A 20,992-nucleotide genomic window follows, 5' to 3' on the forward strand; every position below is an offset into this window, starting at 1 on the left:
TTTCAGCCGCTAGTGCGGGTGGTTGTCATCAGCTGTGATGTGCGGTCCAACAGCCCAGAATGGTGGTGGCCATTTCGTAGGCGAACTTGCCCGCGGTGACCTTGTCCGGGCCGACCGTTGCAGGGAGCGCCGTTGCATCAACGTGCAGGGTCATGTTGTCCTTGGCAAAAATGACGTCCCCGTCAGTGGATTGGTACCCGGGCAGGCCCAGATTTGCCAAGCCCTCAATGGCAGGTGCCTTGAGTGAGCCGGCCAATTGTGTTGCCAGGGCTGCCGCGTCGGCGTCGTTGGCTGATTCAGTCACGCTCATCACAAAGTCACCACCATCGAGCGGGTAGCTGCAGGAATATGTGCTCCCGTCCCACTTCTCCGTGGTCTTGGGGAGGGCAGGCAGGGCCAGGAGCTTTTGGACGGTTTGCTGTGCCTCATCGGCACACACCATGGTGGCCGCCGCCGAAGGTGCACCTGCCTGCACGGTCAAGACACCATGCATGTTGCCTGTGCCGCTGTGGAACGGATAGCTCCCGGGCTCCTTGGGCGCCTGAAAGGTTGCCATGCCACCGGCTGCAATGTTGACCGTGAAACTCGTGGCATCATCCGAGGCGACTGTCACGGCGGTGGCATCCATGTTCATGACCGTCACTGTGGTGCCTGCCGCCAAAGGCTTGGGGTCAATGAATTTTCCATCCTGGATATGAATCATCGACTCCATCGATCCGGCACCGGGCATGTCCATCCCCGGATCCATCCCCGACGCCGTCGAACTCGCAGAAGGTTCTGATCCTGCATTGGGGGTCTGTGCCGGGTCTCCCATGCCGCACCCTGACAGGGCGAGCACGGCAGCAACGGCCAGGGCTCCGACGAGGCTGAAGTTCTTGTTCATGATGGTCCATTCCGAAAGTTTGACAAGTCCATTGCGGGGTCGCCGGGGCGGCTAACCGGTGTGGCTGGACAGAAGGTGCCCGTAGACCACAGTGTTTTCGACGAAGTCGCCCGTGCTCGGCTCATAGCCGCCGCAGGTGATGAGCCGGATCTCGGCTCGGTCGGTGTTGCCATAGACAGCGAGCGTGGGGAACTCAGCCTTTTTGAATACCTCAGTCCGGTCCACGGCAAAGACGGCCACCGTCCCATCCGCGCGTGTGACGGAAAACTGTTCGCCCTCCTTGAGCTCATGGAGGCGATAAAACACGCCTTCGGCAATGGTGGTGGTGTTCACATGCCCTAAAATGACCGAGGGCCCCAACTCGCCGGGAGTGGGCGAAAACTTGTACCAGCCGGCCGGGGAGCCGGCTTCGCCCGGCGGAACCTCGGCCTCGCCCTTATCGTCCCTGGCCAGGGTCAGCAAGGTGGTGGTGACACCAATGTCCGGGATGGACAGCGTCACCGGTGCCGAGGACGGAAGGATTTCACCTTGGACCTGTGGTGCCGATGGTGCCGCCGGTATGGGGGTTGAGGGAATGCTCGACGGCGGGGCTTGCGTTGGTGCGGAAGGCGCAGCGGGTGCGGAAGGCGCGGTTGGTGGGATGGTTGCGGACTGTGCTGCCGGCGTCGTGCTTTCAGGACTGGGGGCGGTTGCCGTCCCGCATCCGGCCACACCAAAGGTGAGGGATGTCAGGAGCACCGCCGCCGTCGCGGATGCCCTGAGGCGTCCGCGACGGCTGCTGGTGTTTGCCATGGGACTCGTCCGCCGCTACTTTGCTGCGAGCGTCTTTTTGCGGTTCATGGCCAGAACTGCACCGGCCGCCAGCACCACGGCGCCGCCGCCGGCAAACCAGGCAACCTCAGGTGAGGTTGCCGCGTTGGCCGGGGCTGCCTGTGTACTCACGCCGGTCCCGGGTGCACCGCCAGGCATGGCGGCCATCTGGGACACGGCCAACGTGCCGCACAAAGCCGGCGACGTGGCAGCCAAAGGCAGGGTCGGAACCAGGTCACTCTTGGCGGCCTGCCCCGCAGCGGACAAGGTGGCCGGATCCAAGCCGTGGACCACCACAACGCCGGTGCCAGCCTGCAACGCCGAGACGGTCGCGGCGTTCATGGTGAAAGTCCGCTCGTACTTGTAGCTGGCCCCCATGCCACCAACGGCCAAGTCCAAGGCGGCCTTGTCACTGGTGTCGCCGCTGGTGGAAAGGGTGGTGCCGATCTTGCCGTACGACGGGCCGCCTTCGGTGGTGCTGATGACACCGTCGCCGTTGGTGTCGGCTGCGGGGGCCGGGCAAACGCCTGCACCCTCGATGTGGATGTGCTGTACGTGCGGGTAGGGGTTGCCATCGAAGGTGGCCGCCAGGCCGCTGACGTTCTCGGTCACCGTGGCCTGATCACCTGTGAGGGTGATCCACACCGAACCTGTTGCATTGCTGCCGTTGATGGCTCCGAGATTGGCTTCGTAGGTGGTGGTGTCTCCATCGGCGGCCATGGCGGCTCCTCCGGACATGGACAAAGCAGCCAGTGCGAGCACTGGTGCGATCAGTAATGCAGACTTCTTGTTCATTGGAATCCTCCTCATACACGGTGGATGGTCCATCGTTGGACGCATCCACTATGTGATTCGGAGCACGGCGGATTCTGGATTGGATGACGTTGAAAATTCTGTGCTGCGTCGGCTCAATCCCGCTTATGGTGTGGCTTGCCTGCGGCTTTGGCCGCACGGCGGCGCCTGCGCAGTGACACGACGGCGGCTGCCGCAGCCCCGGCCCCGGCAAGCCACAGCAGGACCGTCTTTTCGGGACGGGTGGACGCCTCGGGAGCGGATTCGGGGGCGAATCTCTCCCGGATGTCCTTGCCTTCGGAGACCAGCAAGTTCTGCTTCTGTTGCTTCTTCAAGCTGGCGGCAACATCACGCGGTGGCAGCTGAAGCCGGTCCTCGGCCTTGATCCCGGACTGGAGCTGGCGCCCGCGTTCCAGCTCCGCATCGACTTGGGCGCCGAAAAGCAGCGCCAAATTGATGATCCACAGCCACAACAGCAACACGATGACCCCGGCAATGGTGCCGTACGTCTTTTCGTATTTTGAAAAGTTTGCCAAATAGAGCCCGAACCCGGCCGAGGCCAGCACGGCAGCCAGCAGTGCCACGGCGGCGCCCACGCTGACCCAGCGGAATTTGGGCTGCTGGACGTTGGGGGTGAAGTAATACAAACCAGCTATGAGTAGGGTGGCAAGGATGCCCACCACCGGCCACTTTGCCGTATCCCACACAGTCACAGTGGCCCCACCCAGGCCGATCGCGTCTCCGAGCACTCTGGCAATGGGGCCCGAGATGACCAGCATCAGGGCGATGACGGCCACGACGAGCACCGCAACGAGCGTCACCAGTAGCAGCGCCGGACGGAGTTTCCAGACGGGGCGCCCTTCATCGGTGCCATAGATTTTGTTGAGGCTCCGGCTGAAGGCGCCAACATATCCTGATGCCGACCACAGTGCCGTGACCAGGCCAAAGGCAAAGGTCCAACCGGCCGCGCGGGAGCTGGCCAACTGCGCCACGGGTCCGCTGAGCGCGTCCGCCACGTCGTCGCCGGCCAGCTGTCGCACCAAATCCAGCATGACCGCGGTGGTTTGTTCCGCCTGCCCCACCAGCCCCAGTATGGAAACCAGTGCCAGAACCGCGGGAAACAGCGACAAAACGCCGTAATACGTTAACGATGCCGCCATGTCGGTGCCGCCGTCGGCGCTGAACTTGGCGACGGACCTTTTGGCCACGTACTTCCAGGAGGCAGGTTTTAGCTCAGAAAGTACCTGCGGTTTACCTCCATCGTCCGGGGCTGGTGCATTCACCAGCTCAACCGCTGTGGAGGAGGAGGATGTGGCCGAGTGCTTTGCTGTGCCCATGCGAGCGACACTACCGTGTTGCACCCCTCGAAGAACACATTGTTGGGTTGGCCGGTGGCTTGCGACGCTGCTGGCGAACTTGGCCCGCGGGTTCGCTAGGCCCACACGGCGGATGCCTAAGGTTCCAGGACAACCTTGCCCGTGGTGACCCTGCCCTGCAAAGCGGTGTGGGCGGCGCCAGCCTCTGCCAACGGGAAACGGGCACCGATCCGGGCTGACAGCTGGCCGTGAGAGGCCGCATTAAACACCTCCGTGGAACGCCACAGCCGTTCTTTGGCATTGAGCAGGTAATCGCCCAGTTTGGGGCGGACAAGCGTCAGCGAGCCGCCCGCATTCAGGCGCTGTATGTCGAAGGGCGGCACCTGGCCCGAAGCACCGCCAAACAAGACAAGTGTCCCCCGGGTGCGCAGCGACGCAAGGGAACCGTCGAAGGTGTCCTTGCCAACGCCGTCGTACACTACATCCACACCCACGCCATCGGTGAGCTCACGCACGGCAGCAGCAAAACCTTCATAGCGCAGCACCTCGTCGGCACCGGCAACACGGGAGAGCTCTTCCTTCTCCTCCGTGGAAACCGTGGTGATGACGCGGGCGCCGCGCTCCTTCAGCATCTGCGTCAGCAGCAGGCCCACGCCTCCGGCGCCGGCATGCAGCAACACCGTCTGGCCGGGCTCAACGTGGTACGTGGAATTCATCAGGTAATGCGCCGTCATGCCCTGCAGGGGGAGCGCTGCGGCAACATCGAGCGGCACGCTGGAAGGCACCGGAAATGCCTTGTCGACCGGGAAAATTGCGTACTCGGCATAGCAGCCGATGCCCTCGGCGGTGGCAACGCGGTCGCCCACCGCAAAGGAGATCACACCGGGGCCCACGGCAACCACCTTGCCGGCAGCCTCCGCGCCGGGCGTGAAGGGAAATTGCACGGGATAGATGCCCTCGCGCTGGTAACTCTCGATGAAATTCACACCCACGGCGGCAATCTCGACCAGCAATTCACCGGGGCCGGCAACGGGCATGGGCACCTGCGCCAGCTGTAAAACCTCGGGACCGCCTTTGGTAACGGCGACAATTGCATTGCACTGCTCGGTCATGGTGAACTCCAAATCGCTTCGCTGGTAAAGAAGATCAGGGACAAGCCCCAAGATCATCATAGGACGGAGCGCCGCATAAAATTCGTTCGAATGCATAAATATCGGTGTCAATGAATAATTTTGCTGTATAGTCGACTTATGACAATTTCAGTAGCCGTCTCAGGTGCCAGCGGATATGCCGGGGGAGAGGTGCTGCGCCTCCTGGCCAGCCACCCGGACGTGAGCGTCGGTGCCATCACCGCCCACAGCAACGCCGGAGAGCGACTGGGTTCGCTCGCCCCGCACCTGCATGCCTTTGCGGACCGCGTCCTGGTTGAGACCACCGTGGAAAACCTTTCAGGGCACGACGTCGTTTTCCTGGCGCTGCCGCACGGCGCATCCGCGGCCATCGCCGCCGCGCTGCCGCCGGAAACCCTGGTCATCGACGCCGGGGCGGACCACCGCCTGGAAGATTCCGCCGCGTGGGAAAAGTTCTACGGCTCCGAGCACGCAGGCACCTGGCCCTACGGACTGCCCGAGCTGCCAGGGCATCGCGAACGCCTGAAGGGTGCCAAGCGGATCGCCGTCCCCGGCTGTTACCCCACCAGTTCCCTGCTCGCCTTGATGCCCGGCTTCGCCGCCAACGCACTGCTGCCGGACGACGTCGTCATCGTTGCAGCCTCCGGCACCTCCGGTGCGGGCAAGGCAGCCAAGGTCAACCTGATCGGCTCCGAGGTCATGGGCTCCATGAGCCCGTACGGTGTGGGTGGCGGCCACCGCCACACCCCCGAAATTGAGCAGGGCCTCTCCAACGCCTCCGGCCTGGACGTCAAGGTTTCCTTCACACCCACCTTGGCACCCATGAGCCGCGGCATCCTCACCACGGCCACCGCCAAGGTCTCCGCCGAATTTGCCGTCATGGACAACCCGGAAGCCGCGCTGCGCGAGATCTGGGTGGACGCCTACGCGGAGGAACCCTTCGTGCATGTGCTCCCGGAAGGCCAATGGCCCTCCACCAAATCCGTGCAGGGCTCCAACTATGCAGCCATCCAAATCGCCTACGACGCCCACGTCAACCGCGTGATCGTCTGCGCCGCCATCGACAACCTCACCAAGGGCACCGCCGGCGGAGCGGTACAGTCAATGAACTTAGCCCTCGGCCTGCCCGAAACAACAGGCCTTTCCTTCCAAGGAGTAGCACCATGAGCGTCACCACCCCACAAGGCTTCCGTGCCTCAGGCGTTACCGCGGGCCTGAAAACATCCGGCAACCCCGACCTGGCCCTCGTCATCAACGATGGCCCCGAGCACGCCGCCGCCGCCGTTTTCACCACCAACCGTGTGGCCGCGGCGCCCATCCACTGGTCCCGGCAGGTCCTGGGCGACGGCCGGGTCGACGCCGTCGTGCTCAACTCCGGCGGCGCCAACGCCTGCACCGGTCCCGAGGGTTTCCAAAACACGCACACCACCGCCGAAAAAGTTGCCGCCGTCCTTGGCCTCTCCGCCACCGACATCGCCGTCTGCTCCACCGGCCTGATCGGCGAACAGCTGCCCATGGACAAGATCCTGCCCGGTGTTGAGGCCGCTGCCGCTGCCCTGGCGGACGACGGCGGAGCTGCCGCCGCCACCGCGATCATGACCACCGACACCGTCCCCAAGGAAGTCTCTTGGACCTCGGCCCCCAACGCCGACGGCTTCAGCTACAGCATCGGCGGCATGGCCAAGGGTGCCGGCATGCTGGCGCCCGGACTGGCCACCATGCTCGTGGTCATCACCACCGACGCCGTCGTGGAGCCCGAGGGGCTCGACGCCGCACTGCGCGACGCCGTCCGCGTCACCTTCAACCGGGCCGACTCCGACGGTTGCATGTCCACCAACGACACCGTCCTGCTGATGTCATCCGGCGCCTCCACCGCCTTCCCGAACATGCTGGAATTCACCGCCGGACTCACCGAGGTGTGCGCCAAGCTGGCCCGTGCCCTGATTGCCGACGCCGAAGGCGCCAGCCACGACATCGCCATCACCACGAAGAACGCAGACAGCGAACGTGACGCCGAAGTGGTCTCCCGCTCCGTGGCGCGCTCCAACCTGTTCAAGGCCGCCATCTTCGGCAACGACCCCAACTGGGGGCGCGTCCTGGCCTCCGTCGGCACCACCGACGCCGTCTTCGACCCCGACAAGATCAACGTGCGCATCAACGGCGTCCAGATCTGCCGCAACGGCGGCATTGGCGACTCCCGCGACCTCGTGGACCTGAAGCCGCGCGAAGTCACCGTCGAAATCGACCTGTCCGCCGGCGACGCCTCCGCGACGATCTGGACGAACGACTTGACGCACGCGTACGTCGAAGAAAACAGCGCCTACTCGTCGTAAGTGAGCGGGGGTCGGCTCCGCCGGTCCCCGATCCCTCGCGGGCAATAAGATTTTCCGGCTCGTTCCTCGCTTGCGAAGAGATTTCCGAGGGTTCCCCGCTGAGCTTGCGAAGCGAGGGAAGGAAATCACGCCATCCCCGCTCCGGGACCGGTGACCGGCTGCGCCGTCGTCGGGAGGCGGCGGCATAGGCAGTACTTAACAGGACTAAGGAAAACATGATGACTTCGGTGGAAACCGCGCAGGACAAGGCCGGCACGCTGATTGAGGCGCTGCCGTGGATTCAGCAGTTTGCGGGCACGGTGGTGGTGGTCAAGTACGGCGGCAACGCCATGATCAATGACGAACTTCGACGCGCCTTCGCCGAGGACATCGTGTTCATGCACCATGTGGGCATCAAGCCCGTCGTGGTGCACGGCGGCGGGCCGCAGATCAATGCGATGCTCAAGCGCCTGGACATCAAGAGCGAGTTCAAGGGTGGGCTGCGCGTGACCACGCCGGAAGCCATGGATGTTGTCCGCATGGTCCTGACCGGCCAGGTAGGCCGCGAACTGGTGGGTCTGATCAACGAACACGGGCCGTACGCCGTCGGACTTTCCGGTGAGGACGGCGCCCTGCTGCAGGCCGAGCGCACCGGCACCATCGTGGACGGGCTGCCCGTGGACCTGGGTCTTGTGGGCGAAGTGGTGGGCGTGAACCCCGGCGCCATCCTCGACCTGCTCGAGGCCGGCCGGATCCCCGTCATCTCCACCGTGGCACCCGAGGTCGGCGACGCCTCCACCGTGCTGAACGTGAACGCCGACACCGCCGCTGCGGCCCTGGCCGTGGCCTTGGAGGCGTCGCGCCTGGTGATCCTGACCGACGTCGAGGGCCTCTACGCCAACTGGCCGGACAAGTCCTCCCTGCTGAGCGAGCTCGGTGCCGGCGCCCTGCGCGAGATGCTGCCGCGCCTGGAAGCGGGCATGATCCCCAAGATGGGTGCCTGCCTGGCAGCGGTCGACGGCGGTGTGGCCCGTGCCGCCGTCGTGGATGGGCGAAGTGCGCACTCGGTGCTGCTGGAATTGATGACTTTTGAGGGCAATGGAACCCAAATTTTCCCGGATGAGGATGAGAAGTAATGACTGAGCAAGCCCCAGGCGCCAACACAACCCCGGGCGCCGAGCCGTCCAACGCAGGTTCCCAAGCAGACCTGACCAACGCCAACGCCGCAGCCGTCACCGGCACCGGAACGGGCGAACAATGGCTGGCCCGCTACAAGGATTCCCTCATGGGTGTCTTCGGCAGCCCGCAGCGCGTCCTGGTCCGCGGGGCCGGCGCCCTGGTCTGGGATGCAGACGGCAAGGAATACCTGGACCTGCTGGGTGGGATCGCCGTGAACGCGCTGGGCCATGCCCACCCCTTCGTCACCTCCGTGATCGCCAGCCAGCTCTCCACCCTGGGCCACGTCTCCAACTTCTTCACGAGCCCCACACAGATTGCCCTGGCCGAGAAACTGCTGGAACTGGCCGAAGCACCCCAGGGCTCCAAGGTGTTCTTCGCCAACTCCGGCACCGAGGCCAACGAGGTCGCGTTCAAGCTGGCCCGCGCCCACGGCGGCAAGGAACGCCCCACTATCCTGGCCCTGGAAGGCGGCTTTCACGGCCGCACCATGGGCGCCCTGGCCATGACGGCCAAGGCCGCCTACCGTGAACCGTTTGAACCCATGCCGGCCGGCGTGCGCCACATTCCCTTCAACGACATTGACGCCCTGCGCGCCGCCATGGACAGCTCCGTTGCGGCCCTGGTCATCGAGCCCATCCAGGGCGAGGCCGGCGTGCGCCCGCTCTCCACCGAATACCTGGCGGCCGCCCGCGAGTTGACCCGCGAGTACGGAGCCCTCCTGATCCTGGACGAGGTCCAGACCGGCATCGGCCGCACCGGCACCTGGTTCGCCGGCATCGAGGCAGGCATCACCCCCGACGCCATGACCCTGGCCAAGGGTCTCGGCGGCGGCTTCCCCATCGGCGCCATCATCACCTTCGGCGAGGAACCTTCCCTGCTGCTCAGCGCTGGCCAACACGGCACCACGTTCGGCGGCAACCCCGTCGCCACGGCCGCGGCACTGGCCACCCTGCATGTGCTGGAATCCCAGCATGTGCTGGCCAACGTCAAAGCCGTCAGTGACATCTTTGCCGACGGCCTGGCCAGGGTCGACGGTGTGAGTGACGTTCGCGCCTTCGGCCTCCTGATCGGCTTTGACCTCGCCGAAGACATCGCCGCCGGAGTTGTGAGTGCCGCCCTCGACGCAGGCTTCATCGTCAATGCGCCGCGCCCCAACACCATCCGGCTCGCACCGCCACTGAACCTCACAGTGGAGCAGGCCCAATCGTTCCTTGCAGCATTGCCCGCCTTGATCGCCACGGCCACGGCCGCCCACCAGTTGGAAAAGAGCTCCTAGATGACACGCCACTTTCTCGTAGACACCGACCTCAGCCCGGCCGAGCAGGCGGAGGTCCTGGACCTTGCCGCCGAGCTCAAAAAGGCGCCCTACTCCAAGAACACTTTCGCGGGCGACGGCTCGGGCGCCCAGACCGTGGCGGTGATCTTTGACAAGACTTCCACCCGGACCCGCGTTTCCTTTGCAGCAGGCGTGGCGGCGCTGGGTGGCAACCCGCTGATCATCAACCCGGGCGAGGCCCAGATCGGCCACAAGGAATCCGTGGCCGACACCGCCAAGGTGCTCGAACGCATGGTCTCCACCATTGTGTGGCGCACCTACAGCCAGGCCGGGCTTCAGGAGATGGCCGCCAACTCCAAGGTGCCTGTCATCAACGCACTCTCCGATGACTACCACCCCTGCCAGCTGCTTGCGGACCTGCTCACCATCAAGGAGCACAAGGGTGAGCTGGCCGGGCTGACCATGACGTACATGGGGGATTCGGCCAACAACATGGCCAACTCCTACCTGCTCGCCGGCGTCACGGCCGGCATGCACGTGCGCATCACCGGACCCGCCGGACATCTGCCGGCTGACGCCGTCGTGGCCGCCGCGCAGGAACGCGCAGCCCAGACCGGCGGCTCCGTCCTCATCACCACCGACGTCGCCGAAGCCGTTGCCGGGGCTGACGTCCTCGTCACCGACACCTGGGTCTCCATGGGCCAGGAAGAGGAAAAGGCTGCGCGCCTGGAGCTCTTCACCGAATACGCGCTCGACGACGCCGCACTCGCCCAGGCCGCACCCAACGCCATCGTGCTGCACTGCCTGCCCGCCTACCGCGGCTACGAGATCTCCGCCTCCGTCATTGACGGCCCGCAGTCGGTGGTGTGGGACGAGGCCGAGAACCGCCTGCACGCCCAGAAGGCGCTCATGGTCTGGCTCGTGGAGAACTCTGCGCAGAAGTCCGACGCCGGTGCTGCCGCGGCTTCCGCTGCCGGTGCCTCAGCTGCCGGTGCCTCAGGTGCCGGTGCCTCCGCCACGGGCCGACTGGCCGGAGCCTAGCCATGGGCAAGCCCACCATTCCGGCCGGCATGCCGGCCACCAAAACGGCACGGCAGGCCCGGGTGCAGGCCCTGCTGAACAGCCGGGCCGTGCGCTCCCAGGCCGAGCTGGCCTCATTGCTGGCCGACGACGGCCTGATGGTGGGGCAGGCGACGCTCTCACGTGACCTGGTGGAATTGCGGGCAGTACGGGTCCGTGGCAACGACGGCGGGCTGATCTATGCGCTGCCCCGCGAAGGCGGGGACCGCAGCGTGCACGCCGCCTCGTCCCAGGAACTGCTCGACACCCGGCTGATCCGGCTGTGTGGGGAGTTGCTGGTCACGGCAGAGGGGTCGGCCAACATTGCCGTGCTGCGCACCCCGCCAGGAGCTGCCAACTTCCTGGCCCTGGCGATCGACCATTCCGTCATGCCCGCCATCTTGGGCACCATCGCTGGGGACGACACCGTCATGGTGATCACCCGTGAGCCCTTGGGTGGGGCGGACGTGGCCGAACGGTTCCTGCAATTTGCCGCCGAGTCCAGCGCCGGGGCGTAGCCGGGGCGGCGGTGGGTTTCGCCGCCATTTCAGCGGCCGCAACGCGCGTCGAGAATGCCCCAAACCGTACCGCAGCGTGCCGCCATCCTCGAAAATGGTTGCGACTCGCGACGTGGGTGCAACTTTGGCGGCATGTCACGGAGTGGACCCATTTTCGGCAAAACTGCCGCCCGGAATGGGTACAACTGCCGCCCGGAATGGGCGCATCGTCGCTGTGACCCCGCCCAGTGCCGCCGAACGCCGGCCACGTCGTCGCCGCTCACGCACCCAAGTCCACTCATTTCGTCGCAGCAACTCCGCTGTGGAAGCCGGGCGACCCACAACGCAGCCGGAAACTGCCAGAATATTAGCCCTGTTGGACCTGCGCCACCCAGTCTTCAATCCCCGTGGCCGTAATCGGCAGCGCATCCGAGATGACCTCCGAACCAGTGTCCGTGATGAGCACGTTGTCCTCGAGCCGGACGCCGATGCCGCGCAGTTCCGGCGGCAGCGTCAGATCGTGTTCGTGGAAGTACAGCCCGGGCTCCACGGCAAGCACCATGCCGGGCGCCATGGTGGCCGCCTGATAGTCCTCGTGGCTTGACTGTCCGCAGTCGTGCACGTCCAGGCCCAGGTGGTGGCCCACCCCGCACACCAGGTAGCGTCGGTGGTGCTGGCCGGCGGGGGACAGCGCCTCGTCCACCGACACCGGCAGCAGGCCCCAGTCGAACAGGCCGTTGGCAATGACCTCCATGGAGGCATGGTGGAAGTCCGTCCACGGCCGGCCGGGCCCCACGGCGGCCAGGCCGGCCCGGTGTGATTTCTCCACGAGGTCGTGGACCTGGCGCTGGATGGGGCTGAATGTGCCGCCGCCAGGGAACGAACGCGTCACATCGGCCGTGTAGAAGCTGTTGGCTTCCACGCCCATGTCCAGCAGCAGCACCCTGTCCTCCAGGACAGGCCCGTCGCTGCGCACCCAGTGCAGGGTGGGTGCATGCTTGCCGCTGCCAACAATCGTGGCATAGCCAACCCCGTTGCCGTAGGTTCGGGCGTGCCGGTCAAACGTTCCCTGCAGCCACCGTTCCCCGCCGCCGCGCACGGCTTGCGGGATTTCACGCACGACGGCGGCAAAGCCGTCAATCGTGTGGCCGACGGCTTCGCGCAACTGGGCGATTTCCCAGTCGTCCTTGACCATCCGCAGGGTCGCCATGACGCGGCCCAGCTCGCCGCCGGCAGGAAGCCCAAAGCGGCTGCTCAGGTCAGCGGCAATCTTCCCTGTCCCGAGCGTGCCTACGCCGGCCCGCATGGCCGCAGCGATTCCGGCGTCGAGCTCGGTCAAGGGCAAGACCTGCAGGGACAGCGCCTGGGACCAGTCTGAAAAGTCGGGGGCAGAGCCAACCCACATCTCACCGTGCGCGGCATTGGCGAAGAACTGCGGATCCCCGGCGTAGAAAGGTGCCGGGATGTACAAGGTGGCGTCATGGCTGGTGCCGGAGGGCGCCATGACCAGCACGGCGGCTTCGATGGAAGCACCCGTGAGCCAGTAGAAATCCGAGTCGGGGCGGAAATCGTAGTACGTGTCGTTGCTGCGCACCGGGGCGGTGCCGGCGCCAATGATCAGCGTCTGGCCGGGAAACTCAGCGGAGAGGCGGGCGCGGTGGCGGCTGGCGGCGCCGGCAGCACCGGCAACCACAGGCGGGGTCCGGTCCGGCGTGCCCCACCTCTGCGCCATGTACTCGCTGAATGCGGGCACGTCGGCCAGCCGCGGCAGGCGCCTGCCGCCCGTTGTCAAGGCAGGCGTGGGCGGGTTGGTCACTGTTTCACTGGCGGGCATGGTGGAACATCCTTCGTCTTCGAGGCCTGGCCGGGGTTGGCTGCGGCCTTGCAGCGCCCCCTTCGTTCCTCCCATTGTTCCCCACCGGTGCAAGGCAAGGCCAACTCCGGGGCCGGCGGAAGACAGGGCACGGGGCGGGCCGCAGGACAGGTTCCCGGCGACACACTGAGGATGGCTGAATATCTTTTAGCGTGAATGCATAATCATGCATTATGCTGTGAAGTAACGTGGATACACACACCAACAAGATCTGAACATAGGGAGACACGAACGTGACTGAACGCATTGTATTGGCCTACTCCGGCGGCCTTGACACCTCGGTTGCCATCGGCTGGATCGGCGAAGCCACCGGCGCGGAAGTTATCGCCGTAGCGGTCGACGTAGGACAGGGCGGTGAGTCCCTTGAGGACATCCGCCAGCGTGCCCTTGGCTGCGGCGCTGTCGAGGCCTACGTTGCCGACGCCCGCGACGAATTCGCCAACGAATACGCCATGCCCACCCTGAAGGCCAACGCGCTGTACCAGGGCCACTACCCGCTGGTGTCCGCCATCTCCCGCCCCGTGATCGTCAAGCACCTGGTCAAGGCCGCCCGCGAATTCGGCGCCACCACCGTTGCGCACGGCTGCACCGGCAAGGGCAATGACCAGGTCCGCTTTGAAGTCGGCATCCAGACCCTTGGCCCGGACCTGAAGTGCATTGCACCGGTCCGTGACCTGGCCCTGACCCGCGACAAGGCGATCGTCTACGCCGAGTCCCACAACCTGCCGATCGAGACCACGAAGAAGAACCCGTACTCGATCGACCAGAACGTCTGGGGACGCGCCGTCGAAACCGGCTACCTCGAAGACATCTGGAACGCCCCCACCAAGGACATCTACGACTACACGGCCACCCCGGAATTCCCGCCGGCACCGGACGAGGTCGTCATCTCCTTCAGCAAGGGCGTACCCGTCGCGATTGACGGGGTTAAGGTTTCCCCGCTGCAGGCCATCCAGGAACTGAACCGCCGCGCAGGCGCCCAGGGTGTTGGCCGCATCGACGTCGTGGAAGACCGTCTCGTTGGCATTAAGAGCCGCGAAATCTACGAAGCACCCGGCGCCATGGCCCTGATGACCGCGCACAAGCACCTCGAAGACATCACGATCGAACGCGAGCAGGCCCGCTTCAAGGCGACAGTCAGCCAGCGCTGGGCCGAGCTGGTCTACGACGGCCAGTGGTTCTCCCCGCTGAAGCGCTCACTGGACGCGTTCATTGAGGACACTCAGCAGCACGTCAACGGCGACATTCGCATGACCCTGCACGGTGGCCAGGCCATCGTGAACGGCCGCCGCTCCGAGACCTCGCTCTACGACTTCGACCTGGCCACCTACGACACCGGCGACACGTTCGACCAGTCGCAGGCCAAGGGCTTCATCGAGCTGTGGGGCATGTCCTCCAAGGTTGCCTCGCAGCGCGACCAGCGCGTCCAGGGACTGTAACCATGGCTCACGGTACTAATGAGGGTGCGCTGTGGGGTGGCCGCTTTCAGGGCGGCCCCGCAGATGCCCTGGCGGCACTGAGCAAGTCAACGCACTTTGACTGGCGGCTGGCGCTGTATGACATCGCCGGCTCCAAGGCGCACGCCCGTGTCCTGAACACGGCCGGCCTGCTCGACGCCGTCGAACTTGCAGGGATGCTGAGGGCCCTTGACGAGCTGGAAGCCGATGTGAAGTCCGGGGCCTACGGCCCGTCCGAGTCCGATGAGGACGTGCACGGCTCCCTGGAGCGCGGCCTCATCGAGCGTGCCGGTACGGCCCTGGGTGGCAAGCTCCGCGCCGGGCGCTCACGCAACGACCAGATCGCCACGCTCGGGCGCATGTACCTGCGCGACCACGCAAAGATCATCGCCGCAGGAGTCCTCTCCGTCGTTGATGCGCTCGTGGCGCAGGCCAAGGCGCACCACGGTGTGGCCATGCCCGGCCGCACGCACCTCCAGCACGCCCAGCCGATCCTGCTCAGCCACCACCTGCTGGCCCACGCCTGGGCACTGTTGCGCGATGTGCAGCGCCTGGTCGACTGGGACAAGCGCGCAGCGGTGTCGCCCTACGGCTCCGGTGCGCTTGCCGGATCCTCGCTGGGCCTGGACCCCAACGCCGTCGCGGCGGACCTTGGCTTCGATTCGGCCGCCTGGAACTCGATCGATGGCACCGCTTCCCGTGATGTTTTCGCCGAGTTCGCCTGGGTGTGCGCCATGATCGGCGTGGACCTGTCAAGGATCTCCGAGGAAGTCATCCTGTGGGCCACGAAGGAATTCTCCTTCATCACCCTGCACGATTCCTACTCCACGGGATCCTCGATCATGCCGCAGAAGAAGAATCCCGACGTGGCGGAACTGGCCCGCGGCAAGGCCGGGCGCCTCATCGGCGACCTGACCGGGCTGCTGGCCACCCTGAAAGGCCTGCCGCTGGCGTACAACAGGGACCTGCAGGAGGACAAGGAGCCCGTCTTTGATGCGGCCGACACCCTTGAACTGCTGCTCCCGGCCGTCTCCGGCATGATGGCCACGTTGGTGTTCAACACCGAACGCATGGAATCTCTGGCACCGCAGGGCTTCGCACTGGCCACCGACATTGCAGAATGGCTGGTCCGCCAGGGCGTGCCGTTCCGCGACGCGCACGAGCTCTCAGGTGCCGCCGTCAAGGTCGCCGAGGGTCGCGGCGTGGAGCTGTGGGACCTCACGGACGAGGAGTACGCCGGCATTTCGGCGCACCTCACGCCCGAGGTTCGCACGGTTCTAAGCACGGAAGGCTCGCTCAGTAGCCGCAACGCACAGGGCGGCACCGCTCCGTCGGCAGTGCTGGCGCAGCTGGCTGCCCTTGAGGGGCAGCTGGGTGAGGTTCGCGCCTTCCTGGCCTGACCGGCGTCGTACTTCTCTCGCAACAACGGCAAATGCCCGCATCCGACATGGGTGCGGGCATTTCCTGCGCTATGCCGACTTCCTGCTCCAGTAACTATCGGTCTCCCACTGCTCGCACGCTCGCGCCGGGCCCCTCGACCGCTAGCGCCTATCGGTCTCCCACTGCTCGCACGCTCGCGCCGGGTCCCTCGACCGCTAGCGCCTATCGGTCTCCCACTGCTCGCACGCTCGCGCCGGGTCCCTCGACCGCTAGGCTGGGGTGCATGACTGATATTTCTAATGCGCAGCTGATGGAGCGGCTCACGGCTGCTGCGGACAATGTGAGCGCAAAATTGGGGGGCCTCAGCGACGCCGATGTCCTGGTCCTCACCGATCTGCCCGGCTGGACGCGGGGACACGTTTTGGCGCATATTGCGCACGTTTCGAACGCCGTGGCGCGGCAGGTCGAATACGCCCTGCGCGGGGAGCTGATTGAGTTTTACGACGGCGGGCCGGGTGGGCGCACGCAAGCAATCGAGATGAATGCCGGTCATTCGGCGCAGGAGCACCGAGAGTATATTTCAGCGGCGTTCACCCGGGCCCTGGCTGTTTTGGGCGGGCTGTCTGAGGAACAATGGGGGTTGCCTGTCAGCTATCGCAGCGGTGATGTGCGGGATGTGTCGTTGGCGTATTGGCGTGAGCTCGTCATTCACCTGGCCGATCTGCAGTTGGGACGCGGACCGGAGACCTGGTCCAAGGAATTCTGCCTCTACCTGATCGAATTTCTCACGGCGCGCGTGCCCGGGGACCTGCAGTTGAAGCTGTTGCCGCTGGCGTTGCCGCCCATGACGGTGGGTGCGGGGGAGACCACGGTTTCGGTCTCCGGCATGCTGACCGACATCACCGCGTGGCTGTCCGGCCGCACGCCCACCATGGGCTCCCTGCGGGCCGAGGCCGCCGCCGATTCCGTGGAGCTGCCCACGTTGCTGCCGTGGCCGTCGGCGTTCGCCGCGAAGTAGCCTACCGCTGGTAGCCGCCGCTGCCTCTGGAAGGCGGGTTTCGCCGTCGTACTTCGTTGATGTACGACGGCGGGACTCGCCTTTTCCCTGTTCCCCAGCTGCCGCCGGGGTACCCAGGGGCGCTGCCGCGGATGTCTAGAATATTTGTTTGGGAAGATCGACGAATCCATTGCTTTACGGGTTAATGGGATCTATAATTGTGGTATGGGCGATTCACTGGAATTCCCGACGGATCGGGAAGAGGCATCCACCACAGTAAGTGTGGCGGAGCTGATCGATGCTCTCGCCTTTCCTGTCATTGAACCACTCGCCACCGACATGGGTGCCCTCTCAGAACGCCCGCCCCTGCCGGTGCCCGGAGAATCCGGCCCTGCCTCCTTGTCCCAGCTCGATGGTGTGAGGGCGTTGATGGACGGGTGCGGGGAGGCCATTGCCGCGCTGAGAAGGCAGCAAAACCGGTGTGCCGCGCTCGTGGCCGTCATGGTGGAACGCCTGGAATCCACCGCCGTGCTTGAAGGTGGCCTGCTCTCGCTCGACTGGTGGCAGAAGGGTTGCTCCCTTGACCAGATCTGCGCGGAGCTGGCCACCATTCTCCACGTCTCTGAAGGTGTGGCGGGGCGGTTGATAGAACAGTCGCTCACGTTGGTGCGCACGCTGCCGGCGTCCATGGAACAGCTGACAGTGGGGGAGCTGGGCTGGGACCATGCGGTGGTCATTGCCGAGGAGACCTCCCTGCTGCGGGCGGCCGGCATTGCCCAAGAGACCATCGACGCCTTCGAGCAGTGCCTGTTGGGGCACGCGGCCAACAAGACACTACCCAGCTTCCGCTCCACCGCGCGGCGGCTGCGCGAACGCCAGTACCCGGAAACCATCACAGCACGCACCCGCCGCGCCTATGCCGACAGGAACCTGCGGGTCAGCCGCGGCTTTGACGGCATGTCCTGGCTAAGCCTCTATGCCCCGTCGCCCACCATCGAGGCCATCTGGGACCAGTGCACCTACACAGCCCAAGCCGCCCAGGGCTCCCACGAGGACCGCACCATGACCCAACTGCGGGCAGACATCGCGGCCGCCCTGTTATTACGCCAGAGCATGGACGAAAACAGCATCCACAGCCCAGCCCTCCAAGACGTTCGACTATCGGATGACGCTGCCGGGTGGGGCCGCAACGGCACCAGCGAGGGCAGCGCCCAGGGCAATGCCTCCGGCACCAGCGCGGGCAGCTCCCTGCACAACGGACCCGGCACTGATATGAACAACAGCACCTTCACCTCCGACCTTGGGCCCGACGGCCACTGCGGTCTAAACTCTCCCTCAGGCCCAGTGGGCACGTACTTTACCGGGGCCGCCGAGTCGGGCACCACTGAGTCTTGGCCCTGGTGCCTGCAGTCCGAACCGGACCCCTGCGGTGAAGGCGCATTTCCTGACCCGAACCGGTACGGCGGTGTCTTCTACCCGTGGCAGGTCCCGCGATTTGACGATCCTGACTACACCGACCCGGCCTTTAGGGAACCGGATCCCCGCAACTCCCCGCAGTGGCACTCCACGGCGCAACTGCCCGTGTTGACTCCTGCGGGAACAGGCGGCCCCGAAATGGTGAACGGCACCGGGGGTGACCCAACGAGGGCAGTCGCGGACGGTCCCCGGGGGAGAACTGTGCCCAGTCCTGGTGGTAGCGAGCAGTGGCCGCCACTGCCGCAGGTTACGCCGGTGGTGTTGATTCCCGTGCTGTCGATGCTCGGGGTGACGAACGAACCCGCGTGGCTGGAAGGGGCAGGTCCCATCAGCATGGAAGTTGCCCAGCGCCTGGCTTCCCAGGCCGGCAGCATGCTTCGGTTGCTGGTAGATCCCATCAGCAACCAACCCCTTGACATCGCCCCGGACCGTTACCGGATCAGCGAGGCCATGCGAACGCAGCTGCGCATCAGGGACGAATACTGCCAGTTCCCCGGCTGCAACACCAAGGCCGTCAACTGCGAGGTCGACCATGTCAAGAGCTTCGAAAGCGGCGGGCGGTCCATTTACAACAACCTTGAACACCTGTGCGCACACCACCACCTCGTCAAACACTTCAAGGACGACAAGGACAGGCACGGCAAACTCAGGTGCATCGACGAGCCTGAACGGCAAGGACTGCACCTCAGGGGCTGGACGCCGCGCATCGAAGATGGCGGACGGATCTCCTGGACATCACCGTCAGGCAGGTACTGCCCGCCCGACCTTGAGGAGCCACAGGCACCGGCCTACCCGAAATGGTTGAAGAAACTCATCAGCCGGGCCCACACGGAACAAGGCAGCAGTGCCTGCCGTGCCGACTCGGCTCCCACAGACCAGGATTGCACCACCCCGGCTCCCGCCGATGCGAACCCCACCGCCCCGGCTCCCGCCGATGCGAACCCCACCACCCCGGCTCCCACCGATGCGAACCCCACCGGCCTGTCTCCCACCGATACGGAGGCACTGGAAGCCTTGGCCCAGGATACGGCCCGGGATCCTGTCGACGAGGAGATCTGGGACTTCAACAACCTGCCGGAGCCGCCCGAGGCATCACCGTACGACGCAGAGGACAACGAAATCCTGACCAGGCTCGCCATCGAACACGCACTCAGCCACCCTTGGCTAGGACTCGCAGCATAGCCGTCCCTTACCATGGGCCCACGGCCACAAGCACGCCGACCCGGGCCGCTCCGAACCGAACGACTCCGGCAGGATCCCGCCCACTAGAAGCGCTCCGGCTCGGTTCCCAATACGAAGTGGATGCCGCAGCTATCAACCATAAGGTAAGGCCCCGGCCGCCCATTGGGGAGCGCATCATCCAATACCTCCGGCGGCACCCGTAACACTGCTTCTTACCCGTAAACGAGAACCCGTGGGTATGCCTGTGAAGCGCGGGTAAGCCGGCGGTAAGCGGCGGAGTGAAAACTTGATATCACGAAGCACGGAAACCTTGTAAAGCAAAAGGAACCGATCATGGTATCTGCATCCCGACCCACCGATCTGGCCATTGAGGCCCACGGCTTGGTCAAACTCTTTGGCAGCAATCGTGCCGTCGACGGCGTGGACCTCGCTGTCCAAACCGGCACCGTCTACGGCGTTCTGGGCCCCAACGGCGCCGGCAAGACCACCACCATCTCCATGTTGGCCACGCTGCTGCGCCCTGATGCGGGGGAAGCCAAGATCTTCGGCTTCGACGTCCGTACCGAGGCACAGATCGTCCGCCAGCTCATTGGCGTCACCGGCCAGTACGCCTCAGTTGATGAAAACCTCAGCGCCACCGAAAATCTTGTCTTGTTCTCCAAGCTGCTGGGCCTGCGCGGATCGGCTCCCAAACGGAAGATGGCCGAGCTACTGGAAGAGTTTGGCCTGACCGAGGCGGCCAAACGACCGCTTAAGAACTTCTCCGGGGGCATGCGCCGCCGGCTCGACCTGGCCGCGAGTCCTATTGCGCAACCGCCTCTGCTCTTCCTGGACGAGCAGGGCAAGGCTACGATGGATCAGGTGGCTGATGGAGGCGTGTGGAAGCCCTGACGAATGGATCCAACGACAATTTGCTCGACCAACTCGGAGTTGAGCAGCCGGGCGAGCCTGTGGCGGACGGCACTCCCGTCGGCGTCGACTGGGAGCAGTGTCCACAGCATGGGGCCCGTGAAATCCTTTCCAAGCATCATGCGGGCAACGCCGGAGGCTTCCACCGGTCGCTGCAGTTCCAGAAACCAGTTGCGCACCTGGGTGCCCGCCATGTTGAGCAGACCGGCTTCGACGCTGACTGGATCCGCCTCGTATCCGGGGCCCGCAGCTTCGATGCACCGGGTGGCGAGTCGGAACAGATCCGGTTCTGCGGCCAGGGCATCGGGGTCGCGTGCTGGTGCGTCATTCATGGCCCTCCCCATGCTCGGTCATGCGTTTTGTCAGGAATACGTGTTGGACCCGGACACTTGACACCCGGACAGTTGAACAATAAGCGCCATCCGGTGCCTGTTGCCAAGATTCTGGCCACAGGTCCTGTTTTG

Annotated in this window: 17 protein-coding genes and 1 pseudogene; 11 read left to right on the forward strand and 7 right to left on the reverse strand. The window is 65.1% G+C overall.

Annotation, left to right across the window (positions count from 1 at the left end):
• Positions 1-28: 28 nt before the first annotated feature.
• The 5 genes from art_RS21365 to art_RS20515 all read right to left on the reverse strand — a co-directional run bounded on the left by art_RS21365 (position 29) and on the right by art_RS20515 (position 4,913).
• The gene (locus tag art_RS21365; protein WP_052136841.1) at positions 29-883 is read right to left on the reverse strand and encodes a cupredoxin domain-containing protein; all 855 of its coding nucleotides are present in this window, start codon (positions 881-883) and stop codon (positions 29-31) included.
• A gap of 51 nt (positions 884-934) precedes the next feature.
• The gene (locus art_RS21940; RefSeq protein WP_038467942.1) at positions 935-1,675 is read right to left on the reverse strand and encodes a class F sortase; all 741 of its coding nucleotides are present in this window, start codon (positions 1,673-1,675) and stop codon (positions 935-937) included.
• A gap of 15 nt (positions 1,676-1,690) precedes the next feature.
• Positions 1,691-2,488 (reverse strand): hypothetical protein, encoded by a 798-nt coding sequence (locus art_RS20505; protein ID WP_038467944.1) that lies wholly within the window; start codon positions 2,486-2,488, stop codon positions 1,691-1,693.
• Positions 2,489-2,601: 113 nt separating this feature from the next.
• On the reverse strand, positions 2,602-3,822 hold the full coding sequence (locus art_RS20510; protein WP_082000479.1) for a YihY/virulence factor BrkB family protein: 1,221 nt from the start codon (positions 3,820-3,822) through the stop codon (positions 2,602-2,604).
• A 116-nt stretch (positions 3,823-3,938) separates the two neighbouring features.
• Positions 3,939-4,913, reverse strand: coding sequence for a quinone oxidoreductase (locus art_RS20515; RefSeq protein ID WP_038471239.1), 975 nt, complete (start codon positions 4,911-4,913; stop codon positions 3,939-3,941).
• A gap of 138 nt (positions 4,914-5,051) precedes the next feature.
• On the opposite strand from art_RS20515, the gene argC reads away from it, so the two are divergent.
• The 6 genes from argC to art_RS20545 all read left to right on the forward strand — a co-directional run bounded on the left by argC (position 5,052) and on the right by art_RS20545 (position 11,275).
• Positions 5,052-6,098: an N-acetyl-gamma-glutamyl-phosphate reductase gene (gene argC, locus art_RS20520; protein WP_038467946.1), complete on the forward strand. Its 1,047-nt coding sequence runs from the start codon at positions 5,052-5,054 to the stop codon at positions 6,096-6,098.
• On the forward strand, positions 6,095-7,264 hold the full coding sequence (argJ, locus tag art_RS20525) for a bifunctional glutamate N-acetyltransferase/amino-acid acetyltransferase ArgJ (protein ID WP_038467948.1): 1,170 nt from the start codon (positions 6,095-6,097) through the stop codon (positions 7,262-7,264). The genes argC and argJ overlap by 4 nt, the downstream gene beginning before the upstream one ends.
• Before the next feature lie 218 nt (positions 7,265-7,482).
• Entirely contained in the window at positions 7,483-8,379 is an 897-nt protein-coding gene (argB, locus tag art_RS20530) for an acetylglutamate kinase (protein WP_038467951.1), read from the forward strand.
• Complete coding sequence (locus art_RS20535; protein WP_082000480.1) at positions 8,379-9,698, forward strand: acetylornithine transaminase; 1,320 nt, start codon at positions 8,379-8,381, stop codon at positions 9,696-9,698. The genes argB and art_RS20535 overlap by 1 nt, the downstream gene beginning before the upstream one ends.
• The gene (argF, locus tag art_RS20540; RefSeq protein ID WP_082000481.1) at positions 9,699-10,739 is read left to right on the forward strand and encodes an ornithine carbamoyltransferase; all 1,041 of its coding nucleotides are present in this window, start codon (positions 9,699-9,701) and stop codon (positions 10,737-10,739) included.
• Between the two features lie 2 nt (positions 10,740-10,741).
• On the forward strand, positions 10,742-11,275 hold the full coding sequence (locus tag art_RS20545) for an arginine repressor (protein WP_038467953.1): 534 nt from the start codon (positions 10,742-10,744) through the stop codon (positions 11,273-11,275).
• A gap of 346 nt (positions 11,276-11,621) precedes the next feature.
• Here the strand turns inward: art_RS20545 and art_RS20550 are convergent, their stop codons facing one another.
• Complete coding sequence (locus art_RS20550; RefSeq protein WP_052136843.1) at positions 11,622-13,088, reverse strand: aminopeptidase P family protein; 1,467 nt, start codon at positions 13,086-13,088, stop codon at positions 11,622-11,624.
• Between the two features lie 272 nt (positions 13,089-13,360).
• Here art_RS20550 and art_RS20555 point away from each other — a divergent pair, with 272 nt between their 5' ends.
• The 5 genes and pseudogenes from art_RS20555 to art_RS20575 all read left to right on the forward strand — a co-directional run.
• Complete coding sequence (locus art_RS20555; RefSeq protein ID WP_038467955.1) at positions 13,361-14,566, forward strand: argininosuccinate synthase; 1,206 nt, start codon at positions 13,361-13,363, stop codon at positions 14,564-14,566.
• 2 nt (positions 14,567-14,568) lie between these two features.
• A complete protein-coding gene (argH, locus tag art_RS20560; RefSeq protein ID WP_038467958.1) occupies positions 14,569-15,984 on the forward strand; it encodes an argininosuccinate lyase in 1,416 nt (471 codons plus the stop codon).
• A gap of 263 nt (positions 15,985-16,247) precedes the next feature.
• On the forward strand, positions 16,248-16,982 hold the full coding sequence (locus art_RS20565; protein ID WP_038467961.1) for a maleylpyruvate isomerase family mycothiol-dependent enzyme: 735 nt from the start codon (positions 16,248-16,250) through the stop codon (positions 16,980-16,982).
• 204 nt (positions 16,983-17,186) lie between these two features.
• Positions 17,187-19,619, forward strand: a complete 2,433-nt coding sequence (locus art_RS21375; RefSeq protein WP_052136844.1) for an HNH endonuclease signature motif containing protein — start codon at positions 17,187-17,189, stop codon at positions 19,617-19,619.
• A 333-nt stretch (positions 19,620-19,952) separates the two neighbouring features.
• Positions 19,953-20,456, forward strand: a pseudogene (locus art_RS20575) (ABC transporter ATP-binding protein); the annotation flags it as partial.
• 20 nt (positions 20,457-20,476) lie between these two features.
• Here the strand turns inward: art_RS20575 and art_RS20580 are convergent.
• Positions 20,477-20,860: a hypothetical protein gene (locus art_RS20580; RefSeq protein ID WP_038467964.1), complete on the reverse strand. Its 384-nt coding sequence runs from the start codon at positions 20,858-20,860 to the stop codon at positions 20,477-20,479.
• Positions 20,861-20,992: the final 132 nt, after the last annotated feature.

This window comes from Arthrobacter sp. PAMC 25486 (genome assembly GCF_000785535.1).
Classification (GTDB): Bacteria; Actinomycetota; Actinomycetes; order Actinomycetales; family Micrococcaceae; genus Specibacter.